Genomic DNA, 20,563 nt, shown 5'->3' on the forward strand with positions numbered 1-20,563 from the left:
CGGTGCCAGCAGGCATCGCGCCGGAGATGGCCATGAAAACGCTGGAAACCCTGACCTTCGATAACCGCTTCGCCCGCCTGGGCGACGGTTTCTCGGCCCATGTCCTGCCTGAACCCATCGACAACCCCCGACTGGTCGTCGCCAGCCCGGCCGCCATGGCGCTGTTGGACCTGGACCCGGCCGAAGCCCAGGCGCCATTGTTCGCCGAGCTGTTCGGCGGGCATAAGCTGTGGGCCGAAACCGAGCCACGGGCGATGGTGTATTCCGGGCACCAATTCGGCCATTACAACCCGCAACTGGGCGATGGCCGCGGACTGTTATTGGGAGAGGTGTACAACGAAGCCGGCCAGCACTGGGACCTGCACCTCAAGGGCGCCGGGCAAACACCGTTTTCGCGGATGGGCGACGGACGCGCGGTGCTGCGCTCCTCGATCCGCGAGTTCCTCGCCTCCGAAGCGCTGCATGCCTTGGGCATCCCCACCACGCGGGCGTTGTGCGTGATCGGTTCGGACACCCCCGTGTGGCGTGAAAAACAGGAGCGCGCCGCCATGGTGCTGCGCCTGGCACCGAGCCACGTGCGTTTTGGCCATTTCGAATACTTCTACTACACCAAGAAGCCCGAGCTGCATGCGACGCTCGCCGAGCATGTGTTGAACCTGCACTATCCCGAGTGCCGCGAGCAGCCGGAGCCGTACCTGGCAATGTTTCGAGAAATCGTCGAGCGCAACGCTGAACTGATTGCGAAATGGCAAGCCTATGGCTTCTGCCACGGGGTGATGAACACCGACAACATGTCGATTCTGGGCATTACCTTCGACTTCGGACCGTTCGCCTTCCTCGACGATTTCGACGCCAATTTCATCTGCAACCACTCCGATGACCAGGGCCGCTACTCCTTCAGCAACCAGGTGCCCATCGGCCAATGGAATCTCAGTGCCCTGGCCCAGGCCCTGACGCCCTTCATCAGCGTCGAGGCCCTGCGCGAGACCCTCGGTTTGTATTTGCCGTTGTACCAGGCCCACTATCTGGATTTGATGCGTCGCCGCCTCGGCCTGACCCGCGCCGAAGAGGATGACCAGAAACTGGTTGAACGGCTCCTGCAGTTGATGCAGAACAGCGGCGTCGACTACAGCCTGTTCTTCCGCCGCCTGGGAGACCAGGCGCCCGGCCAGGCCATCGCCACCCTGCGCGATGACTTCGTCGACCTCAAGGGTTTCGACGCCTGGGGTGACCTTTACATCGCTCGGGTCAACCGCGAAGGCGCCATCGATCAAGAGCGGCGCCGTACTCGCATGCATGCGGTCAACCCGCTGTACATACTGCGAAACTACCTGGCACAGAACGCCATCGACGCCGCCGAGTCTGGCGACTACGACGAAGTGCGCCGCTTGCACAACGTGCTGAGCAACCCGTTCGAAGAGCAACCGGGCATGGACGCGTACGCCCAACGTCCGCCCGAGTGGGGCAAGCACCTGGAAATCAGCTGCTCGTCCTGAACAGGCTGCACGGCATCAAGCCAGACCATCGGCGGCTGTGACCGGATGGGGGTCGCTTACCCCACTTTGTCGTTTCCCTGTTCAGGGGTCTCGATCCCAGATTCCGTCTCGGCGCCATCGTTCTCGGTCGGCTCGGTCGGTGGCTTTTTCTCAGGGTAGCCCGGCATGCCGCGGGCATCCTCCGGGGTAAGCTCGTCCCGCTCATGACGACGGTCAATTGCATAGGCAGGGGCGGCGTTCGGGTCTTCGTCGCGACCGGCCGTGCCAAGTACGAAGCCGTCGTCGTTGGGGTTGCCCCTTACTTCGTCAAGGGCATCATTTCTTGGATGACTCATGGGACCTCCATGGGTTGCGAATGGATACGCGGTGTTTTTTTGAGGTCCGGGCGCGCCATCCGTGCAACGTATCTGATGAATGGCAACCCTTGATAATCCACGCCGACGGCACCAGATCAGGCTCATCACCGTCTTTTGGAGGCCCGTCATGCCTGACCCTATGCTGATTCCCTGTCCCCAGTGCAACGGCCTCAATCGCCTGTCCACCGACCGTCTGGCAGACGGGCCCAAGTGCGGACGCTGCAAGTCCCCGGTGCTGTTGGATAAACCGTTCGAACTCAAACAAGGCGACTATGCCAGCCAGATCAAGGGCGACCTGCCGCTGTTGGTCGACGTATGGGCGGATTGGTGTGGACCCTGCAAGTCTTTCGCGCCTGTGTTTGAGCAGGCCGCCGCGCAACTGATGGGTAAATGCCGCTTGGCCAAGCTCGACAGCGAAGCCAATCAGCAGCTATCGGCGCAATTGGGGATTCGCTCGATTCCCAGCCTGATCCTGTTCAGAAACGGCCGGGAGGTTGCGCGCCAGAGCGGCGCGTTGCCCTTGCCGCAGCTGATGGGCTGGTTGCGTAGCCAGGGCATTTGAAAACACACCAGCTCCTGTGGGAGCGTGCCCGCTCCCACAGAGGCCTGCATCGGCCATAAATCAAGCGTTTTCCAACAACCCATGCAGCTCGACAAACTGCTGGGTCAGCTTGTGCCGCGCGTCCAGGTGGATCAACGGCAAGCTTGCCTGGTGGGATTCGCGCATGCGTACCGAGCTACTCAAGTACACCGGCAGCACCGGCAGGCCTTCGGCAATCAGTTCATCCAGCATCTGCTGCGGCAGGCTGGCGCGTGCCTGGAACTGATTGACGACGATGCCTTCGATTTCAAGGCTGTCGTTATGGTCATCCTTGAGTTCTTCGATTTCCGACAGCAGACCATACAACGCCTGACGGGAGAAACTATCGCAGTCGAAGGGGATCAATACCCGATCGGCGGCGATCAACGCTGAAACCGCATAGAAATTCAATGCTGGCGGTGTATCCAGATAAATCCGGTCGTAATCCTCGTCCAACTCGTCGAGCAGTTTGCGCAGTTTGTTGATCTTGTGCTTCGCCTCCAGCTTGGGCTGCAAATCCGTCAGCTCGGCGGTGGCAGTGACGACATGGAGGTTGTCGAACGGCGTTTCGTAAATGTCGACCTTATTCTTCTTCGAGAAAGGCCCGGACGACAGCGTCTGCTTGAAGAAATCGGCGATGCCCATGGGAATGTCGTCGCCGGTGAGACCGGTCAGGTATTGAGTGGAATTGGCTTGGGCATCCAGGTCTATCAACAGCGTGCGATACCCTTCACTGGCGCTGACTGCCGCCAGATTGCAGGCGATGCTGGACTTGCCCACGCCACCTTTCTGATTGAACACCACACGCCGCATGGCAAAACCTCCGTGTATCAAAGATTCCCGAGTGTAGTAGGGCAAGCCCTCGCTTCGCTACCTTCGAAATGGATGGACTACCGCGTTAGTGGCTTTTTCCGAATAGGAGGCGTCAATTCGCCCAGAGTCTTACGGAAGCAGCTGACAGACAGGCTCGTCATAATCGCGACAATGATGTCTCTGAGGCCGGGGTGACCTTTCAAATCTCCCTGCACGCCAATGTAACCATTATTTGCTACAAGCCAACCGCACCGGGATAATGCGCGCCACTTGGGTCGCAAGATCATGCAGGGTTGGACGCGGGTCAAACCACTGAACCGTGACAATAAAAGCCCGCAGGGGTGGGATGAATTCTGTGATCGATTTCAACATCGCCCAATGGCGCGCCTGGGCCCCAGGGCTCGAAAGCGTGGACGACTGGCAGGCGTGGAGCCGACAGCCGGTCATGCTGCCCCCAGGCGACGGCGCCCCTGACGTCTCGTTCCTGCCGGCCATGCAGCGTCGGCGACTCAGCCGCCTGGCGCGGATGGCCTTCAGTGTCGGCTGGCCCCTGGCAGAAAATCGACCGGACCTGCCGTTGGTCTTTATTTCCCGCCACGGTGAAACCCCACGCACTTTTGAGATTCTCAAGGACCTGGCCATCGACCAGCCGTTGTCACCGACGCAGTTCAGCCTGTCGGTGCATAACGCGGTGATCGGCCTGTGGTCGATCATGCGCGGCGAAACCAGCGAGATGACCGCCCTGGCCGCGACCGGCGACGGGCTGGAACATGGCGTGTTGGAAGCCGTCGCGCTGTTGAATGAAGGCGCGCAGGCAGTATTGCTGGTCATTGCCGAAGAACAGCCGCCCCAGGTGTATTCACCCTGGGTGGACGATGTGCCGTTTCCCTATGCGGTAGGGCTTTTACTGACCCGGGGCGACGACTGGCAACTGACCTTGTCATCCCCGCACGCCCAACCGCAAGGCAGCGAATGGCCCCATGCCCTTGATCTGGTGCGTACGCTGCTGAACAACGAAACCACCTGCCAACATGCCTGGAAGAATCGTGTATGGACCTGGCAACGCAACCGGTGACAGGAAAACACCGCGACGCCTATTACTGGCGCCTGCTCGCCACCGCGGCAAGTTTTACCCTGTTCGGGTTGGGCGGGCTGTGCCTGCGCCTGCTGGTGTTTCCGCTGCTGGCCCGCTGGCCTGGCGATGCCCAGGCCCACCGGCAACGGGCTCGGCGCACGGTTGGACGCTTGTTCTGGTTCTTCATCCGCTTCATGGCCCGCACCGGCGTGCTCACCTACCGGATCGACGGCGCGGAAAAGCTTGGCCGCCCCGGGCAGATGATCATTGCCAACCACCCGTCGCTGATCGACGTGGTGTTCCTGATCGGGCTGGTGCGCGATGCCAACTGCGTGGTGAAGAAAAGCCTGTGGGACAACCCCTTTACCCGTGGCCCGTTGCGTTCGACCCAATACATCAGCAACGACGGCAGTATGGACATGCTCGATGCCGCCAGCGATGCCCTGAGGGATGGCCAGACCCTTATCGTGTTTCCGGAAGGTACACGGACCCAGCCCGGCCAGGCGCCGGCCTTTCATCGGGGCGCAGCGGCCATCGCCCTGCGGGGTGCGAAAATTCTCACGCCCGTGACGATCAAGGTCAGCCCCACCACCCTGACCAAAGCCGAACCCTGGTACCGCATCCCCCAACGCCGCGTGCACTTCAGTTTCCATGTGGGGGCCGATATAGATCCACAGGCATTCGCCGCGCTCGGTCCTGCGCCCCAGGCTTCGCGCAGGCTCAACGATTTTTTGCATCACTATTACATCAAGGAGCTCGCCGAAGATGAGCGATCTGCACCGTGACATCAAACAGCTGATCATCGACGCCCTCGGCCTTGAGGACATCAGTGTCGACGATATCGGCGATCACCAGACCCTGTTCGGCGAAGGCCTGGGCCTGGACTCGGTGGATGCCCTGGAGCTTGGCCTGGCGATCCAGAGAAAGTGGGGCATCAAGATTGATGCCGACGCCAAGGACACCCGCAACCATTTCAGCAATGTGGCAAGCCTTGCTGCCTTCGTCACCGCAAAACGCGCTTGAGACCGGACCATGCAAACTCGTGATGACATTTTCAACACCCTGCGCGATGCCCTGGTCGAGCTCTTCGAGCTGGAACCGGAGCGTGTGACACTGGAAGCGAACCTGTACCAGGACCTGGAGATCGACAGCATCGACGCGGTCGATCTGATCGACCACATCAAGCGCCAGACCGGCAAGAAAATCGCCGCCGAAGAATTCAAGTCCGTGCGCACCGTCAACGATGTGGTCGAGGCGGTCTATCGACTGGTCCAACCGGCCGCATGAGCCGGTTGATTGGCCTCGGCCTGCTATTGGCAGGCCTGCTTTACCCCTTTGCGGTGTATTTCGGCATGGAGCACTACGCTCCGTGGCAGTTCGGCCTGCTGCTGGGTAGCCTCTGGCTGGCCCGCTCAGTGCTCGGAAAACGCGGACCCGGCACACGCTGGATGGCGGTGACGGCGATCGTGTTCTGCGTGTTGCTCGCCTTGTTCGACAGCCCGCTCCTGCTGCGTTGGTACCCGGTGCTGATCAGCGCTTTCATGCTCGGGCTGTTTATTCTGAGCCTGAAGTACGGCCCGCCGATGATCGAACGCATCGCCCGCCTGCGCGAGCCGCAGTTGTCGGCAAAAGCGGTGGTTTATACCCGCCAGGTCACGGTGGTCTGGTGTGTGTTTTTCCTGTGTAACGGTTTATTCGCCGCCGCCCTGACCCTCTGGGCGCCACTGAGTTGGTGGATGTTGTATACAGGCCTGATTTCCTACGGATTGATGGGGCTGCTGTTTGCCATTGAATGGCTCATACGACAACGGGTAAGAGGCCGCCCATGAATTGGATAACGCTTGAGCAGATGTTGCTCGACGCTCGACCGGAACGCCTCATGGCAGTCGATCCGGTCATGAATCACTCGCAATTGCGGGACGAGGCACTGCGCCTGGCCTCGGGTCTGCGGGCCAGGGACGTACGGCATGTGGCCGTGCACCTGGAAGATGCCGCCGACCTGGCCATCGCCCTGCTCGGCGCCTGGCGCGCCGGAGCACACGTGCTGCTGCCCGCTGACCTGCAGACACAGACCCGCCAACGCTGGTCAGCGGATGTCGACTTGTGGCTGACCGACCAAACCGGCGACGCCCATCCCCGTGATGTGCAGCAAGCACCGCTGCCCCCCGCCGAACTGGATCCGGAGCTGTGCTGGCTGACCCTGTGCACTTCCGGTTCCAGCGGCGAGCCCAAGCGCATCGAGAAAAACCTGCGACAGCTGAGCCAGGAAGTACAGGCCCTGGAACAACTCTGGGGCGCCGACCTCGGGCCGGCCTGCATCATTGGCAGTGTTGCCGCCCAGCACATCTATGGCTTGCTGTTCCGGGTGCTCTGGCCGTTGTGCGCGGGTCGCCCTTTCGTGCGCCGGCAAGTGGCTTTCCCGGAAGACCTGCAACGCGCCAGCCGTGAGCACCCGGCCTTCGCCTGGGTCGCCAGCCCGGCGCTGCTCAAGCGCATGGGCGACAACCTCGATTGGCCAGCCCTGAGCGGCGTGCGCCGGGTATTTTCTTCCGGCGGCGCGTTGCCGACAGAGGCTGCCCAACGCCTGCAACAGCGCCTTGGGCAATGGCCGACGGAAATATTCGGCAGTTCGGAAACCGGTGGTATCGCCTGGCGCCAGGGCGACGAAGGGTGGCTGCCCTTTGCCGGCGTCGAGCTGAGCCAGGACCGCGACGGTGCGTTGTTGATCGCTTCGCCCTATCTGCCGCCCGGCCATGTGGAGCACACCGCCGACGCGGTACGGATCGCGGCCGACGGACGCTTCGAACTGCTTGGCCGGTTGGACCGCATCGTCAAGCTCGAAGAAAAACGCATCTCCCTGCCGATGCTTGAACAGGCCCTGCTGGCCCACGAATGGGTCAGCGAAGCACGGCTCGGGGTGGTACAGGAAAATCGTGCTTCTCTCGGCGCCCTGGTAGTACTGAACGAAACCGGCCTCCACACTCTGCGTAGCCTGGGACGACGCGCCATCACCGAGGCCTTGCGCCAACACCTGAGCGGCCACTGCGAGCCCCTGGCACTGCCCCGACGCTGGCGCTGGTTGCGGCAGTTGCCCTTCAATGCCCAGGGCAAACTGCCCCAGGCCGACGTCGAAGCCCTGCTGTTGGCGCCACGTCCGAAAGCCGCCGAAGTGCTGGAGAAAATTGAAGCCGACGGTGAATGGAGCCTGCAACTGGCGGTTCCCCCGGACCTGGCGTACTTCAGCGGGCATTTTCCCACCGCGCCGGTGTTGCCCGGCGTAGTCCAGGTCGACTGGGCCCTGAGCCTTGGCCGACAGCTGCTGGACCTGCCCCCCCGCTTCGTCGGCATGGAAGTGCTGAAATTCCAGCAACTGATTCGCCCCGGCGATGAGGTCCAACTGCACCTGCGCTTTGACCGGGAACGCGGCAAGCTCTATTTCGCTTACCGCAATGACACGGCAACCTGCTCAAGCGGGCGAATAGTGTTGGGAGTGGCTGATGCATAACCCCTGCGCCGTCATCCCGGTCTACAACCATGAAACCGCCATCGCGGCGGTGGTCCAGGCCTTGCTCGGCAATAACCTGCCCTGTGTGCTGGTGGATGACGCCAGCAGCCCGGCCTGCGCTGCGGTGCTGGAACAGTTGGCCGAGAATAAGCAGGTCTACCTGGTCCGGCTGGCGGTCAACCAGGGCAAGGGCGGCGCGGTGATGACAGGCCTGCGGGAAGCCTCGCGCCTGGGTTTCAGCCACGCCTTGCAGGTTGACGCTGATGGGCAGCATGACCTGGGCGACGTGAAGCTCTTCATTGACGAGTCCCGCGCTTACCCCGATGCGCTGATCTGCGGCTATCCTCAGTATGACGCCAGCGTGCCCAAAGGCCGCCTGTACGCCCGTTACCTGACCCACGTCATGGTGTGGATCAACAGCCTGTCCCTGCAAATCCGCGACTCCATGTGCGGCTTCCGGGTGTATCCCCTGCCTGCGACCCTGGCGCTGATTGGCTCGGCGAATATCGGCAAGCGCATGGATTTCGATTCGGACGTCCTGGTACGTCTGGCGTGGCGCAAGCAGCCGATGCGCTGGTTGCGCACCCGGGTTCACTATCCGCAGGACGGCGTCTCGCATTTCCGCCTGTTCCACGACAACGTACTGATTACCCGCATGCACACCCGGCTGTTCTTCGGCATGCTGGTGCGCCTGCCGCTGATTCTCTGGCGACGGTGGCGGACATGAGTACCGACCAGCAGCACTGGGCCGATCGCCAGGAACGCGGCAGTTTCTGGCTGATGAAGTTCACGGCGTTCGCCGCCAGGGTACTGGGCCGCCGACTGTTGAGCCCGTTGCTGTACGGCATCGTTCTGTACTTCTTCATCTTCGGCCGCAGCGCCCGGCATGCGGCGTGGCAGTACCAGCGGCGCCTGGCCGACTGGAGCGGCCGTACCGAGCTACGTCCGACACATTGGCGAGTCTTCGGGCAATTCATGGCGTTCGCCGATTCCCTGCTGGACAAGCTCGACGTCTGGAACGGCAAACTCGGCATCGAACAGATCGAAATCGTCGACACGGCGCTGTTGCGCAACCATCTGCGCGGCGAACGGGGGCAGATGCTGGTAGGGGCTCACCTGGGCAACCTCGAAATGTGCCGGGCCCTGGCCGAGCTCGGCGAGAAGGTGACCATGAATGTGCTGGTGCACACCAAGCACGCCGAGCAGTTCAACCGCTTGCTGGGCGAGGCCGGTGCCACACACCTGCGACTGATCCAGGTCAGCGAGCTGGATCCGGTGATCATGCTGCAACTGAGCGAGCGCCTGGAACGCGGCGAATGGCTGGCCATCGCCGGAGACCGCGTACCGCTGCACGGCGGTCGTAGCGTGACCGTGGACTTCATGGGCTCTCCCGCCGCGTTTCCCCAAGGACCTTGGTTGCTGGCCGGCCTGTTGAAATGCCCGGCCAACCTGCTGATGTGCCTCAAGCACGAGGGGCGTTATCGGGTCACCCTCGAACCGTTCGCCGAGGCCGTTGTGTGGAAGCGCGGTGACCGCGAGCAAGTGATCGCCCACTGGGCCGGCCAATACGCCGAGCGCTTGGCGCGGTATTGCCTCGAAGCCCCGCAACAGTGGTTCAACTTTTATCCTTTCTGGAAGACCGATGACGATGCCCACTCTTGAGCCGGTAACCTTCGGCGAACGCCCCTTGCGCATCGAAGACGTGCTGGCCCTGGCCAACCGTCAGGCGCCGACGCAACTGCAGGACGATCCTGGGTTCCGCCAGCGCATCGCCAAGGGCGCGCAGTTCCTCGACTCCTTGTTGGACAAGGAAGGCGTGATCTACGGCGTGACCACCGGCTATGGCGACTCCTGCGTCGTGGCCGTGCCACTGCACCACGTCGAGGCCCTGCCGCGTCACCTGTACACGTTCCACGGCTGTGGCCTGGGCAAGTTGCTGGACGCCCAGGCCACGCGCGCGGTGCTGGCGGCGCGTTTGCAGTCGCTGTGCCACGGCGTATCCGGGGTGCGGGTGGAACTGCTGGAGCGGCTTCAGGGCTTCCTCGAACATGACATCCTGCCGTTGATCCCCGAAGAAGGTTCGGTGGGCGCCAGCGGCGACCTGACGCCACTGTCCTACGTCGCCGCGACCCTGTCCGGCGAACGCGAAGTGATGTTCCGTGGCGAGCGCCGCTCGGCCGCCGACGTGCACCGCGAGCTGGGCTGGACCCCATTGGTGCTGCGCCCCAAGGAAGCCCTGGCGCTGATGAACGGCACCGCCGTGATGACCGGCCTGGCCTGCCTAGCCTTCGCCCGGGCCAACTACCTGCTGCAACTGGCCACCCGCATCACTGCGCTGAACGTAGTCGCCCTGCAAGGCAACCCGGAACACTTCGACGAGCGCCTGTTCGCCGCCAAGCCCCATCCGGGGCAGACGCAAGTGGCCGCGTGGCTGCGCCAGGACCTGGCGATCGACGCTCCGACCGCGCCGCTGCACCGTCTGCAGGATCGCTACTCCCTGCGCTGCGCGCCCCACGTGCTCGGCGTGCTGGCCGACAGCCTGGGCTGGCTGCGGTCGTTCATCGAGACCGAACTCAACAGCGCCAACGACAACCCGATCATCGACGCCGAAGCCGAACGTGTGCTGCACGGCGGGCATTTCTATGGCGGGCATATTGCCTTCGCCATGGACAGCCTCAAGAATCTGGTGGCCAACGTTGCCGACCTGCTGGACCGCCAGCTCGCCCTGCTGGTGGACGAACGCTACAACCATGGCCTGCCGAGCAACCTGTCCGGCGCCAGCGCCGAGCGGGCGATGCTCAACCATGGCTTCAAGGCCGTGCAGATCGGCGCCAGCGCCTGGACCGCCGAAGCCTTGAAAAACACTCTGCCGGCCAGCGTCTTCTCACGCTCCACCGAATGTCACAACCAGGACAAGGTCAGCATGGGCACCATCGCCGCCCGGGACGCAATCCGCGTGCTGGAGCTGACCGAGCAGGTCGCCGCCGCGACGCTGCTGGCGGCCAACCAGGGCGTATGGCTGCGCAGCCGCGCCGAAGACGCCCGACCGCTGCCACCCGCCTTGGCCGCCATGCACGCGCAGTTGGCCGAGGATTTCCCGCCCGTCATCGAAGACCGCGCCCTGGAAGGCGAACTGCGTCTATGCCTGCAACGCATCGCCGGACAGCATTGGAGGCTGCATGCGTAGTCAGGGCGTGCTGCATGTCGATACCCAGGTCGTGGTGCCGTTTTTCGATGTCGATTCGATGAACGTGGTCTGGCACGGCCATTACGTCAAATACCTGGAAGTGGCCCGTTGTGCGTTGCTCGACCTGATCGGCCACAACTACAACGACATGCTCGAATCCGGCCATGCCTGGCCCGTGATCGACTTGCAGTTGCGCTATGTGCGCAGCGCCGTGTTCGGCCAGGTGCTGACCGTGCGCGCCAGCCTGGTGGAGTGGGAGAACCGCTTGAAGATCCATTACCTGATCAGCGACGCAGCGACCGGCGAACGCCTGACCCGCGCCAGTTCGGTGCAAGTGGCGGTGGACATCGCGACTCGCGAAATGCTGCTGGCCTCGCCCCGGGTCTTTGTCGACGCCGTAGAAAGGAAACTGCCATGAAGCGCCTGTCCCTCTGGTTGTGGCTGTGCGGCCTGGCGCCCCTGGCCCAGGCTTTCGACTTGCAACAGTTGAGCGATCAATTGGCCCGTCCGGAGGTGATCCACGGACAATTCATCCAGGAAAAACACCTGCGCGCCCTGCCCCAGCCCCTCACCAGCAAGGGGCGTTTTGTCCTGGCCAAACAGCACGGCCTGCTATGGCTTTTGCAAACCCCGCTGCAACAGGACTACCGGATCACTGCCCAAGGTATTGCCCGGCGCGAAGGCAACACCTGGCAGATGCTGCCCAACAAGAGCGCCGGCGCCGAGCAGAACCGCCTGTTCCTGGCCGTGTTGCAGGGCGACAGCAGTGGCCTGCAACGGGATTTCGAGCTGAGCCTGTCGGGTACGCCGCAGCAATGGAAGCTCACCCTGACCCCACGCTCGGTGTTGCTCAAACAAGTCTTCAACCAGATCAACATCGACGGCGGTGAGCTGGTGCAGCGCATCGAATTGTTGGAAACCCAAGGCGACAGCACTGTGCTGCGCATGCAGGACAGCACCAGCGCGCAGCCCTTGAGCGAAGCGGAGCAACATGATTTTGCCGAGTGAACGCACGCTGCCGCGGCTGTTCCTGATCCTGCTGCTGGCGGTTTTGGCTCTGGCCGGCTGGCAGTGGCGTAATGGCGCGCCATTGTCGGCCAACCTCATGGAATTGGTGCCGGGCACCTCCCCCGACGCCTTGGAGCTCATCGCCGAACAGCGTATGCAGGAGCCGCTGAACCGCGAAGTACTGGTGCTGGTGGGCCATGGTGATCGCCAACGGGCTATCGCCCTGGCGCAGTCCCTCGGCGAGCAATGGCAGGCCAGCGGGTTGTTCGACAAGGTCCAATGGACCCTGCAAGCCGATCTGCCGGCGTTGCGCACGCAATTGCTCAACGGGCGGCTGGCGATGCTCTCGGCGCCAGACCGGCAGCAATTGATCGAACAGCCCCAGGCCTTCATCCAGCAACGGGTGCAGGCCCTGTTCGACCCGTTCAACGGCTTCAGCCTGGTGCCGAGCCAGGACGACTGGCTGGGCCTGACCACCCGAATCCAGAACAGCCAGCCCCAACGCGGCGCGGTGCAATTGGACGTGGCCAGCGGTGCACTGGTGGCCGAAGCCGACGGCAAACACTGGGTAATGCTGCGGGCCCGCACCCATGGCAATGCCTTCGACATGAATCTGCCGTTGCAAGTGGCCGAGCTGTTGCAACGCAGCCGCGACCAGGCCGGCCAGGCACAGGGGCAATTGCTGGCCGCCAGTGGCCTGCTGTACGCCGCCAACGGGCAGCAGCAGGCCTCGCGGGAAATCACCTGGGTCGGCGGTGGCGCAACGGTCGGCATCCTGTTGCTGCTGTTGCTGGCCTTTCGTCGCCTGCGGGTCTGGCTGGCGTTCGTGCCCGTGCTGGTGGGCATGCTGTTTGGCGCGGTGGCCTGCGTGGCGCTGTTCGGGCGCATGCATGTCATGACCCTGGTGCTGGGCTCCAGCCTGATCGGCGTGGCGGTGGATTATCCGTTGCATTACCTGTCCAAGAGCTGGAGCCTCAAGCCATGGCGCAGCTGGCCGGCCCTGCGTCTGACCCTGCCGGGACTGAGCCTGAGCCTGGCGACCACCTGCATCGGTTACCTGGCCCTGGCCTGGACACCGTTCCCGGCGCTGACCCAGATCGCGATCTTTTCCGCCGCCGGGTTGGCCGGGGCCTACCTGACGGCGGTCTGCCTGCTGCCCGCGCTGCTCAACGGTGTGGAACTGCGTCCGGCCCAGTGGCCGTTGCGGCTCTGCGAACGCCTGCTCGAACTTCGCCAGGCGTTGCTGGCGCGGGTGTGCACACCGATCCTGCTGGCGCTGCTGCTGATCTTCTGCGCCGGAGGGCTTTGGCACCTGACCACGAAAAACGATATCCGGCAGTGGATCGGCACACCTCGACACTTGACCGAGGAAGCCCAGGTCATCGCCCGCATCACCGGTTTCCAACCCACCAGCCAGTTCTTCCTGATCCGCGCCGAGGATCAGGCTCAACTGCTGGAACGCCAGACCGCACTCAACGAGCGCCTGGACCAATTGGTCGGCCTGGAAAAACTCCAGGGCTACCTGTCGCTGAATCAGTTGGTCAGCGCGCCCGCCGAACAGCAGAAAGTCCGTGAAGCCCTGGCCCGACTGCCGGCGTTCTGGCAACCACTGCTAGACCTGGGCGTGCCAGTCAGCGCGTTGCAGGCGGAACTGGCGCAATTGCAGGCCCTGCCCGTTACCGATATAGACGCCGCGCTCAGCGGGCCGCTGGCCGAGCCGTATCGCACGCTCTGGCTCGGTCCGACGGGGCTGGACGCAGAGCAGGGCGTGGCGGCAGTGGTCAGCCTGCAGGGCTTGAACGATGCTGCGCTGCTGCGGGTACAGGCGGTGGACTTGCCCGGCGTACAGCTGGTGGATCGCCTCGGGGACCTGAACCGGGTGTTCGCCGCCACGCAAATCAGCGCCGCCGAGTTGAAGCTGGCCTCCTGCGTACTGATCGCGCTGTTGCTGGTCTGGCCCTTCGGTGTCGGCGCAGCCCTGCGCATCGTCGCCCTGCCTCTGCTGGCAGCGCTGTGCAGCCTGGCGAGCCTCGGCTGGCTGGGACAACCGCTGACCTTGTTCAGCCTGTTCGGCCTGTTGCTGGTCACGGCCATCGGTGTCGACTATGCGATCCTGATGCGCGAACAGATCGGCGGCGCCGCCGTAAGTCTGCTGGGCACGCTACTGGCGGCGGTCACTACCTGGCTGTCGTTCGGCTTGCTGGCGCTTTCCAGCACACCGGCGGTGAGCAACTTCGGCCTGGCGGTCAGCCTGGGGCTGACGTTCAGCTTCCTGCTGGCGCCATGGGCCGCACGCCAGGCACACCGAATGCCCGCGCAGGAATCGACCCCGTGAAGGCTACTCATTCGAACATCGCCGCCCCGGCAAGGAGTCCAAATGTCTACGATTGAAATGGAACGTCGCCAGGTCGTCATCATCGGCGCAGGCCCTTCCGGCGCCATCGCCGCCGCGCTGCTCAAGCGCAAGGGCCACGATGTGCTGGTGATCGAGCGCCAGCATTTCCCGCGTTTCTCCATCGGCGAGAGCCTGTTGTCCCATTGCCTGGACTTCGTCGAAGAGGCTGGCATGCTGGAGGCGGTGAATGCCGCCGGTTTCCAGCGCAAGAACGGCGCGGCCTTCGTCTGGGGCGAGCGCTACAGCGCGTTCGATTTCGGTGACACTTTCAGTGAAGGCAAACCCACTACCTTCCAGGTCCAGCGCGCAGACTTCGACAAACTGCTGGCCGACCAGGCGGCGTTGCAAGGGGTGGAGATCCGTTATGGCGAAGCCATCGCCAGCGCCGACTTCACCCTCGCCAAACCGCAACTGGGAGTGCTGCGCGAGAACGGCAGCGAGTACCGCGTCGAGGCGCAATTCGTGCTCGACGCCAGCGGCTATGGCCGGGTCCTGCCGCGCCTGCTGGATCTGGAAGCACCGTCGAATTTCCCGGTACGCCAAGCGGTGTTCACGCACATCGAGGACCGGATCGATGCTCCAGCGTTCGACCGTGAAAAGATCCTGATCACCACTCACCCCAGCAAACGCGACATATGGTTCTGGACCATTCCGTTCAGCGGCGGGCGCTGCTCGGTGGGTGTGGTCGCGGCGGCGGAACATTTCGCCGGCCGCACCGACGACCTTGATGCCTGCCTGCGCGGCTTCATCGACGAAACCCCCAGCCTGTCCGGTGTGCTGGCCCATGCGGTCTGGGACACCCCGGCGCGGACCATTGGCGGCTACTCCGCCAACGTGAAAACCTTGCACGGTCCAGGCTTTGCCCTGTTGGGCAACGCCGCCGAATTCCTCGACCCGGTGTTTTCCTCCGGCGTGACCATCGCCATGCGCTCGGCGAGCATGGCCGCCGGCGTGCTTCATCGCCAGCTACAGGGTGAAAGCGTGGACTGGCAAGGCGAGTTCGCCGAACCGCTCAAGCGCGGTGTCGATACCTTCCGCTGCTACGTCGAAGGCTGGTACGCCGGTACCTTCCAGGACGTGATCTATTACACCGAAGGCTCGGCGGATATCCGTCGCATGATCAGTTCGATCCTGGCCGGCTATGCCTGGGATGAGCGCAACCCGTTCGTCAGCGAACCCAAGCGCCGGCTGCGCATGCTCTCGGAAATCTGTGCGAGCACGGCGCCATGAGGGCGCGACCATGAGCTACCTGAGCGACAGCTACGTCGAAGAAACCCGCTTCGGCTTCTGGTTCCTGCGCAGCCATACTTGGCAGCACCATGTGTTGCGGGTGGCGATCAATGACTTGCGCAGCCTGTTCGACCATCCATTGCCCGCCAACCCGGTGCTGCTGGACGCCGGTTGCGGACAGGGCAAGTCGTTCCATTACCTGCGCCAGGTATTCGCGCCGCAACGGCTGATCGGGGTCGACGCCGATCCCCATAGCCTCGCACTGAGTGCCGAAGAAGCCGAGCGCCAGGGTATGGCCGTGGAGCTGATCGGCAGCGACTGCGCGGTGCTGGCGGTACCGGATGCCAGCGTCGACCTGTTGTTCTGTCACCAGACTTTCCATCATCTGGTGGAGCAGGAAAAAGCCCTTGCCGAGTTCCATCGCGTGCTCAAGCCCGGCGGCTACCTGATGTTCGCCGAGTCCACCGAGGCCTATATCGATACCTGGGTGATCCGCTGGCTGTTCCGTCATCCCATGCATGTACAGAAAAGCGCGGCGCAGTACCTGCAAATGATCCGACGCCAGGGGTTCCAGTTCGAAGAATGCAACGTGTCCTATCCCTACTTATGGTGGAGCCGCGCCAGGGACTTCGGCTTACTGGAGCGCTTTGGCCTGCGTCGTCCAAAGCCGTTCGGCCAGCGGGAGGAAACCCTGGTCAACGTGGTGGCCCGCAAACCGGTCGAAGAGGCTGCCGGATGAAGCGGACCCCACTCTTGCACGTCCTGTTATTCGGCTGGCTGTTGCTGCTCGGCGCCTGCGCCAGCCACGCGCCTCTGCCTGAGCGCACGCCAACCCTGGCCCTGCCGCTGCAATTGCACATCGAGCGGCAACTGGCCGGGCAACGCCAGGATTGGCTGCTGGTGATCCAGCGCGAAGGCGCCGGCATTCGCTGGTCGATGATGGACCCGCTGGGGATTCCCCAGGCCCGGCAACGCCTGGTCGATGGCCAGTGGCAGGCCGATGGGCTGCTGCCGCCCAATGCCGAGGCCCGGGAACTGTTCGCCGCGCTGTTGTTTGCCCTGACGCCCGAAGCCGAACTGTTCGATAATTACCCCGCGGCCCGGCGACAGGAACAACCACAGCAACGAACCCTGGATTCCCGTTGGCAGGTGCGCTACAAGCAGCCGCTGGATTTTGAACTGAGCCTGCCCCAAGGCCCGCGCTACCGCATCACGTCGTTGACCGAGAGCACCCCATGACCGTCTATTTGAATGCCCTCGGTGTGATCTGTGCCCTGGGCCGCGATAAACACAGCGTTGCCCGCAATCTGTTCGCCGGCGATTGCTCGGGCCTGCGGGTCGAGGAAGGCTGGGTGGCCGAACGGGCGTTGCCGGTGGCGGCTGTAGCGGGTGAACTGGCGCCAATCCCCCACGTCCTCGCGGCCCATGGCAGTCGCAACAATCAGCTGCTGCTGGAGGCCGGTTTGCAGATTCGCCCCGAGATCGACCGAGCCATCCAGGCCTATGGTCGCGCCCGCATCGGCATTGTCCTGGGCACCAGCACCTCGGGGATCGACGAAGCCAGCCATGGCATCGCCCATTACCTGCGCGAGCAACACTTTCCCGCTGGTTACGATTACCAGCAACAGGAACTCAGCGCGCCGGCCAACTTCCTGTCCGACTGGCTTGGCCTGAGCGGTCCTTCCTATGTGATCTCCACGGCCTGTACGTCCAGCGCCCGAGCCTTAATGAGCGCCCGGCGGCTGCTCGACCTGGGCCTGTGCGACGCGGTGCTCTGCGGTGGCGTGGACAGCCTGTGCAAGTTGACCCTCAACGGGTTCTCGGCACTCGAAGCAGTCTCCCAGGAACGCTGCAATCCGTTTTCGGTGAACCGCAGCGGCATCAACATCGGCGAAGCAGCCGTATTGTTTCTGATGAGCAAGACGCCAGGCGAAGGTGCACCCATTGCCCTGCTGGGCGACGGTGCCAGCTCCGATGCCCACCATATTTCCGCCCCGGAACCCAACGGTCGCGGTGCGCGCCAGGCCATGGAAAAAGCCTTGCGCTGCGCAGGTCTCGAGGCCAGCCAGATCGACTACCTGAACCTGCACGGCACCGCCACGCAACACAACGACGCCATGGAAACCCTCGCAGTGGCCGGACTGTTCGCGGCGGGCGTGCCCTGTTCCTCCACCAAGCCCATGACCGGCCACACGCTCGGCGCTGCCGGGGCGCTGGAAGCGGCATTCTGCTGGTTGTGCCTGAGCGCCGAAAACACCGCAGGGGCCCTGCCGCCGCACGTCTGGGACGGCCAGGCCGATCCCGACCTGCCGCCCCTGGCCTGGACCGACGCCCACAGTCGCCTGGACCCGACCGCGCCCCGTCGCCTGATGAGCAATTCGTTCGCCTTCGGCGGCAACAACGTCAGCCTGATTATCGGAGACGCCCCATGATCGATTGGCCGCTCGCCGAGCTGCTGCCCCACGCGGGTGACATGATCCTTATCGACCGCGTCGTGGCGTTCGATGATGAACAGATCCATACCCATGCCACCGTCAAGCACGGCGGTCTGTTCAATCTCGACAATGGCGCAATGCCGGCCTGGGTCGGCATCGAGCTGATGGCCCAGAGCGTCGCGGCCTTCGCCGGTTGTCATGCGCGCCAGCGTGGCGATACCGTGGCGCTGGGCTTTTTGCTCGGCACCCGTAAGTTCGAGTGCAACGTCGAATATTTTCCAGCCGGCAGCGAACTGAGCATCCATGGCATGCGGTCCCTGGAAGACGACAACGGCATGGGTGTATTCGAGTGCCATATCGAGGCGCCCGGCATTCATGCCAGCGCCCGGCTGAACGTATTCCGCCCACCCCAGGCGGCCCACTATCTTCATGAACCGTCCGCAACAGGAAACCAGCCATGACTGAATCCGTACTGGTCACCGGCTCCAGCCGTGGTATCGGCCGCGCCATCGCCTTGCGCCTGGCCCAGGCCGGGCATGACATCGTGCTGCATTGCCGCAGCGGTCGCGCCGAGGCCGACGCCGTCCAGGTTGAAATCCAGGCCTTGGGCCGCAACGCCCGGGTGCTGCAATTCGACGTCTCCGACCGCACCGCCTGCAAGGCCATTCTCGAAGCGGATGTCGAGACTCACGGCGCCTACTACGGCGTGGTACTCAACGCCGGCCTGACCCGCGACGGAGCCTTCCCTGCCTTGACCGAAGAGGACTGGGACAGCGTGCTGCGCACCAATCTCGACGGTTTCTACAACGTGCTGCACCCGGTGATGATGCCGATGATCCGTCGTCGCGCTGCCGGACGGATCGTCTGCATCACCTCGGTCTCGGGGCTGATCGGCAACCGTGGCCAAGTGAATTACAGCGCCTCGAAGGCCGGATTGATCGGCGCGGCCAAGGCGTTGGCGATCGAACTGGGCAAGCGCAAGATCACCGTCAACTGCGTCGCGCCCGGCCTGATCGATACCGCTATGCTCGATGAAAACGTGCCCGTGGATGAATTGATGAAAATGATCCCCGCTCAACGCATGGGCACCCCCGAAGAAGTGGCCGGCGCGGTGAACTTCCTGATGTCCGCCGAGGCCGGCTACATCACCCGACAGGTCCTGGCCGTCAACGGAGGCTTGTGCTGATGAAGCGTGTCGTCGTCACCGGCATGGCCGGCATCACCTCCGTAGGCAGCGACTGGGAGACCATCGCCGCCAACTTCGCCGCCAACCGCAGCGGCATCCGGCGCATGCATGAGTGGGATCGTTTCACCGAATTGAATACGCGCCTGGCCGGGCCTGTGGATGATTTCCAGGTCCCCGCCCACTGGACACGCAAGCAATTGCGCAGCATGGGCCGGGTTTCCCGGATGGCGGTGAGCGCCGCGGAACAAGCCCTGGCCGACGCTGGCCTGTTGCATGATGAGTCGATCAAGGACGGGCGCATGGGCGTTTCCTGCGGTTCGTCCACCGGCAGCACTGACGAGGTCAAGGCATTCGGCAACATGCTGCTCAACGGCGTGGCCGAAGGGCTGAACGCCAATTCCTACGTGCGGATGATGCCCCATACGACGGCGGCCAATATCAGCATCTTCTTCGGGCTTACCGGGAGGATGATCCCCACGTCAAGCGCCTGCACCAGCGGCAGCCATGGCATCGGCTATGCCTACGAGGCGATCAAGTTCGGCCGGTTGCCATTGATGCTGGCCGGCGGCGCGGAAGAGCTGTGCCCGACCGAAGCGATGGTCTTCGATGCCCTCTACGCTACCAGCCTGAAGAACGATGCGCCCAACACCAGCCCGCGCCCCTATGACAAGGACCGCGATGGCCTGGTGATCGGCGAAGGCGCCGGCATGCTGGTCCTTGAAGAACTGGAACATGCCCTGGCCCGTGGCGCTCGCATTCATGCCGAAGTCGTCGGCTTCGGCAGCAACGCCGACGGCCAGCACGCCACCCGCCCTGAACAGGCCACCATGCGCCGGGCCATGGAGCTGGCCCTGGAAGACGCCGGCCTTGCACCCGCCGCCATCGGCTACGTCAATGGCCACGGCACCGCCACCGAGCAGGGCGACATCGCCGAAACCCTGGCCACCAGCAGCCTGTTCGGCGAACACATGCCCATCAGCTCGCAGAAAAGCTTTCTCGGCCATACGCTGGGGGCCTGCGGGGCGCTGGAGTCCTGGTTCAGCATCGAAATGATGAACCGCGACCGCTATGTGCACACCTTCAACCTGGACGAAGTCGATCCCCAGTGCGGCAAGCTCGACTACCTGCGCAACGAATTCCGCTCGATGAGCCACGAATACGTGATGAACAACAACTTTGCCTTTGGCGGGGTCAACACGTCGCTGATTTTCCGTCGTTGGCGTTGAACCCTGGTCAGACTTGACTTGTGGGAGACAAAGTTCATTCCTTTCTTAAGCCGCCTCGCGCCGCCAGGTGC

General features: G+C 63.4%; 23 protein-coding genes. 21 read left to right on the top strand and 2 right to left on the bottom strand.

All coding sequences use genetic code 11. From position 1 onward, the window contains the following. Positions 1-32 precede the first annotated feature (32 nt). Positions 33-1,496, top strand: a complete 1,464-nt coding sequence (gene selO / locus AD666_RS03650) for a protein adenylyltransferase SelO (protein WP_053147667.1) — start codon at positions 33-35, stop codon at positions 1,494-1,496. A gap of 56 nt (positions 1,497-1,552) precedes the next feature. Here selO and AD666_RS03655 read toward each other — a convergent pair whose 3' ends face one another. Continuing rightward, positions 1,553-1,831 carry a hypothetical protein gene (locus AD666_RS03655; RefSeq protein WP_053147669.1) on the bottom strand — a complete coding sequence of 93 codons (279 nt, stop codon included), beginning with the start codon at positions 1,829-1,831 and terminating at the stop codon, positions 1,553-1,555. A gap of 148 nt (positions 1,832-1,979) precedes the next feature. On the opposite strand from AD666_RS03655, the gene trxC reads away from it, so the two are divergent. Further along, positions 1,980-2,414 carry a thioredoxin TrxC gene (trxC, locus tag AD666_RS03660; RefSeq protein WP_053147671.1) on the top strand — a complete coding sequence of 145 codons (435 nt, stop codon included), beginning with the start codon at positions 1,980-1,982 and terminating at the stop codon, positions 2,412-2,414. Between the two features lie 60 nt (positions 2,415-2,474). Here trxC and AD666_RS03665 read toward each other — a convergent pair whose 3' ends face one another. After that, positions 2,475-3,245 (bottom strand): ParA family protein, encoded by a 771-nt coding sequence (locus tag AD666_RS03665; RefSeq protein ID WP_053147673.1) that lies wholly within the window; start codon positions 3,243-3,245, stop codon positions 2,475-2,477. 346 nt (positions 3,246-3,591) lie between these two features. Between AD666_RS03665 and AD666_RS03670 the strand changes: the two genes are divergently transcribed. Genes AD666_RS03670 through AD666_RS03760 form a run of 19 tightly spaced genes read left to right on the top strand, consistent with a single transcriptional unit; the run spans position 3,592 to position 20,492 of the window. Next, the gene (locus AD666_RS03670) at positions 3,592-4,320 is read left to right on the top strand and encodes a beta-ketoacyl synthase chain length factor (RefSeq protein WP_053147674.1); all 729 of its coding nucleotides are present in this window, start codon (positions 3,592-3,594) and stop codon (positions 4,318-4,320) included. Next, positions 4,296-5,105, top strand: a complete 810-nt coding sequence (locus tag AD666_RS03675) for a 1-acyl-sn-glycerol-3-phosphate acyltransferase (protein ID WP_053147677.1) — start codon at positions 4,296-4,298, stop codon at positions 5,103-5,105. Before AD666_RS03670 ends, AD666_RS03675 begins: the two co-directional genes overlap by 25 nt. Further along, complete coding sequence (locus tag AD666_RS03680) at positions 5,086-5,343, top strand: phosphopantetheine-binding protein (protein WP_053147679.1); 258 nt, start codon at positions 5,086-5,088, stop codon at positions 5,341-5,343. The genes AD666_RS03675 and AD666_RS03680 overlap by 20 nt, the downstream gene beginning before the upstream one ends. A gap of 9 nt (positions 5,344-5,352) precedes the next feature. Beyond that, on the top strand, positions 5,353-5,607 hold the full coding sequence (locus tag AD666_RS03685) for an acyl carrier protein (RefSeq protein ID WP_053147681.1): 255 nt from the start codon (positions 5,353-5,355) through the stop codon (positions 5,605-5,607). After that, entirely contained in the window at positions 5,604-6,149 is a 546-nt protein-coding gene (locus tag AD666_RS03690) for a hypothetical protein (RefSeq protein ID WP_053147683.1), read from the top strand. The genes AD666_RS03685 and AD666_RS03690 overlap by 4 nt, the downstream gene beginning before the upstream one ends. Further along, on the top strand, positions 6,146-7,825 hold the full coding sequence (locus AD666_RS03695) for an acyl-CoA synthetase family protein (protein ID WP_053147685.1): 1,680 nt from the start codon (positions 6,146-6,148) through the stop codon (positions 7,823-7,825). The genes AD666_RS03690 and AD666_RS03695 overlap by 4 nt, the downstream gene beginning before the upstream one ends. After that, positions 7,818-8,552 (top strand): glycosyltransferase family 2 protein, encoded by a 735-nt coding sequence (locus AD666_RS03700; protein ID WP_053147687.1) that lies wholly within the window; start codon positions 7,818-7,820, stop codon positions 8,550-8,552. Before AD666_RS03695 ends, AD666_RS03700 begins: the two co-directional genes overlap by 8 nt. Next, positions 8,549-9,487 (top strand): glycosyl transferase, encoded by a 939-nt coding sequence (locus AD666_RS03705; protein ID WP_053147689.1) that lies wholly within the window; start codon positions 8,549-8,551, stop codon positions 9,485-9,487. The genes AD666_RS03700 and AD666_RS03705 overlap by 4 nt, the downstream gene beginning before the upstream one ends. Then, a complete protein-coding gene (hutH, locus tag AD666_RS03710) occupies positions 9,468-11,012 on the top strand; it encodes a histidine ammonia-lyase (protein ID WP_053147690.1) in 1,545 nt (514 codons plus the stop codon). Before AD666_RS03705 ends, hutH begins: the two co-directional genes overlap by 20 nt. After that, positions 11,005-11,430 carry a thioesterase family protein gene (locus AD666_RS03715; RefSeq protein WP_053147692.1) on the top strand — a complete coding sequence of 142 codons (426 nt, stop codon included), beginning with the start codon at positions 11,005-11,007 and terminating at the stop codon, positions 11,428-11,430. The genes hutH and AD666_RS03715 overlap by 8 nt, the downstream gene beginning before the upstream one ends. Further along, positions 11,427-12,020: an outer membrane lipoprotein carrier protein LolA gene (locus AD666_RS03720; RefSeq protein ID WP_053147694.1), complete on the top strand. Its 594-nt coding sequence runs from the start codon at positions 11,427-11,429 to the stop codon at positions 12,018-12,020. Before AD666_RS03715 ends, AD666_RS03720 begins: the two co-directional genes overlap by 4 nt. Further along, a complete protein-coding gene (locus AD666_RS03725) occupies positions 12,004-14,355 on the top strand; it encodes an MMPL family transporter (RefSeq protein ID WP_053147696.1) in 2,352 nt (783 codons plus the stop codon). The genes AD666_RS03720 and AD666_RS03725 overlap by 17 nt, the downstream gene beginning before the upstream one ends. A gap of 42 nt (positions 14,356-14,397) precedes the next feature. Continuing rightward, positions 14,398-15,645, top strand: coding sequence for an NAD(P)/FAD-dependent oxidoreductase (locus tag AD666_RS03730; RefSeq protein ID WP_053147698.1), 1,248 nt, complete (start codon positions 14,398-14,400; stop codon positions 15,643-15,645). A gap of 10 nt (positions 15,646-15,655) precedes the next feature. Continuing rightward, positions 15,656-16,384 (top strand): class I SAM-dependent methyltransferase, encoded by a 729-nt coding sequence (locus tag AD666_RS03735; protein ID WP_053147699.1) that lies wholly within the window; start codon positions 15,656-15,658, stop codon positions 16,382-16,384. Further along, the gene (locus AD666_RS03740) at positions 16,381-16,884 is read left to right on the top strand and encodes a hypothetical protein (RefSeq protein ID WP_053147701.1); all 504 of its coding nucleotides are present in this window, start codon (positions 16,381-16,383) and stop codon (positions 16,882-16,884) included. The genes AD666_RS03735 and AD666_RS03740 overlap by 4 nt, the downstream gene beginning before the upstream one ends. Continuing rightward, positions 16,881-18,077, top strand: a complete 1,197-nt coding sequence (locus AD666_RS03745) for a beta-ketoacyl-[acyl-carrier-protein] synthase family protein (RefSeq protein ID WP_053147704.1) — start codon at positions 16,881-16,883, stop codon at positions 18,075-18,077. Before AD666_RS03740 ends, AD666_RS03745 begins: the two co-directional genes overlap by 4 nt. Beyond that, entirely contained in the window at positions 18,074-18,541 is a 468-nt protein-coding gene (locus AD666_RS03750; RefSeq protein ID WP_053147706.1) for a hotdog family protein, read from the top strand. The genes AD666_RS03745 and AD666_RS03750 overlap by 4 nt, the downstream gene beginning before the upstream one ends. Then, complete coding sequence (gene fabG / locus AD666_RS03755) at positions 18,538-19,266, top strand: 3-oxoacyl-ACP reductase FabG (RefSeq protein ID WP_053147708.1); 729 nt, start codon at positions 18,538-18,540, stop codon at positions 19,264-19,266. Before AD666_RS03750 ends, fabG begins: the two co-directional genes overlap by 4 nt. Next, positions 19,266-20,492 (top strand): beta-ketoacyl-ACP synthase, encoded by a 1,227-nt coding sequence (locus AD666_RS03760; protein ID WP_053147709.1) that lies wholly within the window; start codon positions 19,266-19,268, stop codon positions 20,490-20,492. Before fabG ends, AD666_RS03760 begins: the two co-directional genes overlap by 1 nt. Positions 20,493-20,563 lie beyond the last annotated feature (71 nt).

Source organism: Pseudomonas sp. Pf153, from assembly GCF_001269775.1.
GTDB classification, from domain to species: Bacteria; Pseudomonadota; Gammaproteobacteria; order Pseudomonadales; family Pseudomonadaceae; genus Aquipseudomonas; species Aquipseudomonas uvaldensis.